Genomic DNA, 4431 nt, shown 5'->3' on the forward strand with positions numbered 1-4431 from the left:
TTAATGCTGCCCAAGGGTATTATGTCTATGTAAAACAAAGCCCTACAACTACTTATGAAAAATTCTCAATTAAATCTCATGAAAGTTATTTTGAAATAACACTTCCGATCGTTGAAATTTGTTATAAGAAGATTTGGATAAGCACAGCTGTTGAATCGCCCTCTGGACAAGGGGCTAACGGTGGACTTCTAAGCGATGGAGCTTTTTTTGGTACTGCTGTAGCAAGTTCAATGACAACTATGGTTCAAGGATCAGCAGAGCTTACACAAGCAGATGCATTAGCAAAAATAAATCGAGCAAATAGAGTCATTGCTTCTGAAAAAGCAGCATTTAAAACTATGGGGAAGGTTGCTACTGGGGCTAAGTTTTTAGGTAGTGCATTAGGTGTTGTTTCAATAGCTGATCATTTTACAAAAGCCAAAAACTCGTTTTCCAATGAAGGTATCTTTAGTATTGATGGTTGGCTAAATGTAGGTACGATTGGTATCGATGGAGCCTTAATGCTTTTGAAATCAAATCCTATTGTTTTAACGATTTCAGTTGGTTACGGCATATCAGACGCTTCTGGCTATTTAGAATACAAACCCTAAGTCTAAGTTTATGAAATTCTTACTATACGTATTTTATCGTTTTAAAAGTCTTTATAGGTATAAAAAGTCTTCAGATAGTTGGATACATGCATTTATTTTAGTAGGAGCTATTTTCATTATTCATATTTTGACACTTCTGGGTTTTATTGAAACTTTATTCAATAAAGATCTTATAAGTGCTATAAGAATAGATAATGGAGTTTTGGATAGGTTTGTACTATTCCCTTTATTAATTGCCCCTATTTACATTGTATTATTTATCTATTATAGAAAAAACAAAGGTGAAATAGTATCCACTATCAAGAACTTCAGGGCTGAGAGTTCTGATGAACGAAAACGAAAAGGGTTGTTTGTGGTAATCTATTTAACTGCAAGTGTTTTATTATTCTTTTTTTCAATGTTATCTCCAGCCTTATTCTAAAAACAGAAAAGCCCGACAATGCTGGGCTTTTGTACCAGTATGAGTTCCCTCACGACAAGGGGGTAATGGCATAGATGGTGATGATATTTGGGTCGGAGCCACAGGGACATACTTATCAACTGTCGGTAATGTTGGGCATAATGCCTGGTGGTGGCAGGACGCAAAAGGTGCATATCGTTCTACAAAGCTTTTACAAGTTGGTTCAAATGGCAAATACGTACAAGGTGTACAAGGTTTAAGAAATAGCTATGCAATAGCTGGTAAGGCAGCAAGTCTTACTAAGATAGCAGGTAATACCTTGGGCGCTGTTGGAGTAGGCATTAGTGTTTATGACATGACACAGAACGGGATAAATGTTAGTAATAGCATGGACGCTGTTATGGGGGCTACTACATTTATACCTGTTGTCGGTTGGGTAATCTCTGGAACATACTTTACAGCAAGTTTTATAACAGAATTATCAACAGGTAAATCAATTAGCGAACATGCCCAAGGTTGGGTAAATACATGGTAAAATTTTATGAAATATTTTGATTATATCTATTATAGGGTGTACAGTACCTATCAGAAGTGGAGAGAACCAGACCCTTGGATTTACGCTTCTATACTTGTTGCATTAATGCAATTTTTAAACCTTTTGGTGATATATCTTATTGTGGATGAATTGATTAATACATCTACAAATTTGAAGCCTGTAATTGTTGTTTTAATTGTAGCACTGATAGGTTTTAATTTTCAGAGATACAGCAAGGTTAAGTCCTTTGAAAAGCTTAAAGATTTATGGAAAGAAGAGCAAAAGGAAATAAAGAAAAAAAAGGGCTGGTTTATTGTTCTGTACATAACAACATCCGTGTTGCTTCCTATCGCTTATGGCCTTATCAAGCATAATATTATTTGAGGTAAAAGCTTTTTATGATAAAATAATCAAAAAGCCCGGAACCTTTAAGAACCGGGCTTTTTTATGGAATAAGTTTAATAAGTTCCAGAATTTCTTTATCGGTAAGGTTTTCAATGTCTGATTTGTCGTAAATGGTGAGAAGGTAAACTGTACTATCCTTAAAAACAAGATGGGAGATAACCCTTGCCCCGCCTGATTTTCCTTTACCCTTACTGGCATTGGCAAGGCGTATTTTATAGCAGTTATGGCCAATGGAAGTGCCTTTTTCGGGTTCTTCTTTTAGTTCCGAGATAAGCGTTTGAATTTCCTTTTTGAGCGATGGGAATTTTTTCATCAGGCGTTTGGCCTGGCGTTCAAAAACGGATATAGTTTTAACATTAAAGCTCATTGAGGAAATCTTCGGCGTTACGGGCTTGTTTTTTGCCCTCTTTAATCAGCTTCATTTCTTCAACAGCTTCGGCCAGCTCGGTCATGAACAGTTTTTTGTTCCTTAAACGCTCCAGTTCGTCAAGGTCTTTTTGTATTTGCTCCCAATCTTTCATGGGAAGCTGCACGGCGCTTTTATGCCCGTTTGTGTCTGTAATATATTGTAAGTTCATAATTTTAGTTTATTATTTTGTTGCGTAAGCCTGCCCGGTTTTTAAATCCCGCAAAGCCATATCAATCATACGGAATATAAACGATTTGTTTTCGTCCGAAAGCGTGGCAATATCTTCAAGCCGCTTTAATGTGTTCCTGTCTAGTTCAATATTAGTTTTTCCTACCAGGTAATCAATCGAAACCCCTAAAGTATCGGCAATCTTAACAATCACTTCAATAGATGGTGTCATAATATTACGTTCGTACCTTCCAATAATATCGCCTGATGTGCCGATTGCTTTACCCAAAGCAGCCTGAGAAAGTTCCTTTTGCTTTCGTAAAAGCATTATATGTTCGCCAAGAGTCATACCTAAAAGTATTGTATTAGACTAATTATTGCTTGTTTCTGCAAATATACACTACTTAAACGTACAAAACAAAACATTTAAAATATTGTTTGTAAAGATTAATAAATTACATTTGCGACGAATAGGTAGTAAAAAAGAATTTTGAAAACTTTTTATAGCATGGAAATCCAAGAAATAAAGCAGCGTTTAACGATGGCACAGGTACTTGCCAAGTATGGGTTAAAGCCAGACAAGCATATGCGCATGAACTGCCCTTTCCATGAAGATAAAACCCCGAGTTTGCTATAGTGGTCTAAAAAAACTGGACAGGAATTTAATAACTTTAAAATTTCTGTCATATGAAAAAAACGAGACGTAAATTCAGCGCTGAGTTCAAAGCAAAAGTAGCCATTGAGGCACTCAAAGAAATCAAGTCAGTATCAGAGTTAGCCCAACTGTATCAGGTTCATCCCAATATGATAACGCATTGGAAGAAAGAGTTTCTTTCGCGTGCGGAAAAGGTTTTTGAAGCAGGCAAGGATGAGTCGGATGAAATCAAAAAATTAAAAAAGGAAAACGAAGATTTAATCCACCAGATCGGACAGCTAACAGTCGATATAAACTGGTTAAAAAAAAAGGTTCTATGATCCCGTTGGATACCCGCCGGCAGATGATCGACAGGGACAAGGGGGCCTTGAGTATCTGCTATCAATGTGAGCTTTTAGGAATAGCCCGAAGCTCTCTTTATTATACGCCATCTAAAGCCAGCAATAAGGATCTTCATCTCATGAAAGAACTCGACATGCTATACCTTGAAGATCCAACACGAGGCACTCGCAGAATGACCCGTGAACTGCAAAAAAAAGGATACAAAGTAGGCAGATGCCATGTAAAAGGACTTTGATGCAGATTATGCGTTTAAAAACGGTTTATTGCAGACCAAGAACTACTGTCATTGATCCGGCCCGGTATAAATATCCTTACCTGCTTCGCAATCTGGATATCGATCATCCAAACCAGGTATGGGCAATGGATATCACGTATGTTCCAATGCCCAAAGGGTTTATGTATCTTTTGGCAATCATGGATGTATATAGCCGGTGTATTGTGGGCTGGAGTTTATCGAACACGATGGAAGCCCAGTGGGTTATCGATACATTGAGAATGACGGTGAGCATGTACGGAAAACCTGATATCATTAATACGGATCAGGGAAGTCAGTTTACCCCGGATGAATATGTGGCCTTTGTAAAAAGCCTTGAAACGGTTAAAATATCAATGGATGGCAAGGGCAGGGCAACTGACAATGTCTTCATTGAACGGTTTTTCAGGACGATCAAGTATGAAAAGATCTACCTGGAACAGCCAGAAACCGGAAGGGAACTTTATCGGGTTTGTTCACAATTTATCAACTATTATAACGAAAAACGGGATCATTCTTCCATCGGGAATAACCCGCCAATCGTGGTGTATAGAAATGTAGCATAAGGTATCAACAAAAAAGACGAGTTATGAGTCTCCCCCTAGAACCCCCTCAATTTCATCATAAACATCTATATTTGAATAATAATTGTCCAGAGCAATTAGACCATCTCA

General features: G+C 37.5%; 10 protein-coding genes. 7 read left to right on the forward strand and 3 right to left on the reverse strand.

Annotated features, from left to right (window positions below; genetic code table 11):
• The 4 genes from VIO64_RS17710 to VIO64_RS17725 all read left to right on the forward strand — a co-directional run.
• Nucleotides 1-590: hypothetical protein (locus tag VIO64_RS17710; protein WP_331920692.1), on the forward strand; the 590-nt coding region annotated here is incomplete at its 5' end.
• Nucleotides 591-1085: 495 nt separating this feature from the next.
• Complete coding sequence (locus VIO64_RS17715) at nt 1086-1250, forward strand: hypothetical protein (protein ID WP_331920694.1); 165 nt, start codon at nt 1086-1088, stop codon at nt 1248-1250.
• 59 nt (nt 1251-1309) lie between these two features.
• Nucleotides 1310-1525 carry a hypothetical protein gene (locus tag VIO64_RS17720; RefSeq protein ID WP_331920696.1) on the forward strand — a complete coding sequence of 72 codons (216 nt, stop codon included), beginning with the start codon at nt 1310-1312 and terminating at the stop codon, nt 1523-1525.
• Nucleotides 1526-1531: 6 nt separating this feature from the next.
• Complete coding sequence (locus VIO64_RS17725; RefSeq protein WP_331920698.1) at nt 1532-1909, forward strand: hypothetical protein; 378 nt, start codon at nt 1532-1534, stop codon at nt 1907-1909.
• A gap of 61 nt (nt 1910-1970) precedes the next feature.
• Here VIO64_RS17725 and VIO64_RS17730 read toward each other — a convergent pair whose 3' ends face one another.
• The 3 genes from VIO64_RS17730 to VIO64_RS17740 form a co-directional block, all read right to left on the reverse strand.
• Nucleotides 1971-2297 carry a type II toxin-antitoxin system RelE/ParE family toxin gene (locus VIO64_RS17730; protein ID WP_331920700.1) on the reverse strand — a complete coding sequence of 109 codons (327 nt, stop codon included), beginning with the start codon at nt 2295-2297 and terminating at the stop codon, nt 1971-1973.
• Nucleotides 2287-2451, reverse strand: coding sequence for a hypothetical protein (locus VIO64_RS17735; RefSeq protein WP_331920702.1), 165 nt, complete (start codon nt 2449-2451; stop codon nt 2287-2289). The genes VIO64_RS17730 and VIO64_RS17735 overlap by 11 nt, the downstream gene beginning before the upstream one ends.
• A gap of 69 nt (nt 2452-2520) precedes the next feature.
• On the reverse strand, nt 2521-2856 hold the full coding sequence (locus VIO64_RS17740) for a helix-turn-helix transcriptional regulator (protein WP_331920704.1): 336 nt from the start codon (nt 2854-2856) through the stop codon (nt 2521-2523).
• Between the two features lie 338 nt (nt 2857-3194).
• On the opposite strand from VIO64_RS17740, the gene VIO64_RS17745 reads away from it, so the two are divergent.
• Genes VIO64_RS17745 through VIO64_RS17755 form a run of 3 tightly spaced genes read left to right on the forward strand, consistent with a single transcriptional unit; the run spans nt 3195 to nt 4323 of the window.
• A complete protein-coding gene (locus tag VIO64_RS17745; protein ID WP_331920706.1) occupies nt 3195-3482 on the forward strand; it encodes a transposase in 288 nt (95 codons plus the stop codon).
• A complete protein-coding gene (locus VIO64_RS17750) occupies nt 3479-3739 on the forward strand; it encodes a hypothetical protein (RefSeq protein WP_331920708.1) in 261 nt (86 codons plus the stop codon). Before VIO64_RS17745 ends, VIO64_RS17750 begins: the two co-directional genes overlap by 4 nt.
• Nucleotides 3739-4323 carry an IS3 family transposase gene (locus VIO64_RS17755; protein ID WP_331920710.1) on the forward strand — a complete coding sequence of 195 codons (585 nt, stop codon included), beginning with the start codon at nt 3739-3741 and terminating at the stop codon, nt 4321-4323. The genes VIO64_RS17750 and VIO64_RS17755 overlap by 1 nt, the downstream gene beginning before the upstream one ends.
• The last annotated feature ends 108 nt before the right edge of the window (nt 4324-4431 follow it).

It is taken from the genome of Pseudobacteroides sp., from assembly GCF_036567765.1.
Classification (GTDB): domain Bacteria; phylum Bacillota; class Clostridia; order Acetivibrionales; family DSM-2933; genus Pseudobacteroides.

What these genes read in the sequence shown, in the direction of transcription:
- VIO64_RS17755 (WP_331920710.1), top strand. Translation starts at nt 3,739, where the DNA reads ATGCAGATTATGCGTTTAAAAACGGTTTATTGCAGACCAAGAACTACT.
- VIO64_RS17715 (WP_331920694.1), top strand. Translation starts at nt 1,086, where the DNA reads ATGGTGATGATATTTGGGTCGGAGCCACAGGGACATACTTATCAACTG.
- VIO64_RS17725 (WP_331920698.1), top strand. Translation starts at nt 1,532, where the DNA reads ATGAAATATTTTGATTATATCTATTATAGGGTGTACAGTACCTATCAG.
- VIO64_RS17730 (WP_331920700.1), bottom strand. Translation starts at nt 2,297, where the DNA reads ATGAGCTTTAATGTTAAAACTATATCCGTTTTTGAACGCCAGGCCAAA.
- VIO64_RS17740 (WP_331920704.1), bottom strand. Translation starts at nt 2,856, where the DNA reads ATGACTCTTGGCGAACATATAATGCTTTTACGAAAGCAAAAGGAACTT.
- VIO64_RS17735 (WP_331920702.1), bottom strand. Translation starts at nt 2,451, where the DNA reads ATGAAAGATTGGGAGCAAATACAAAAAGACCTTGACGAACTGGAGCGT.
- VIO64_RS17745 (WP_331920706.1), top strand. Translation starts at nt 3,195, where the DNA reads ATGAAAAAAACGAGACGTAAATTCAGCGCTGAGTTCAAAGCAAAAGTA.
- VIO64_RS17750 (WP_331920708.1), top strand. Translation starts at nt 3,479, where the DNA reads ATGATCCCGTTGGATACCCGCCGGCAGATGATCGACAGGGACAAGGGG.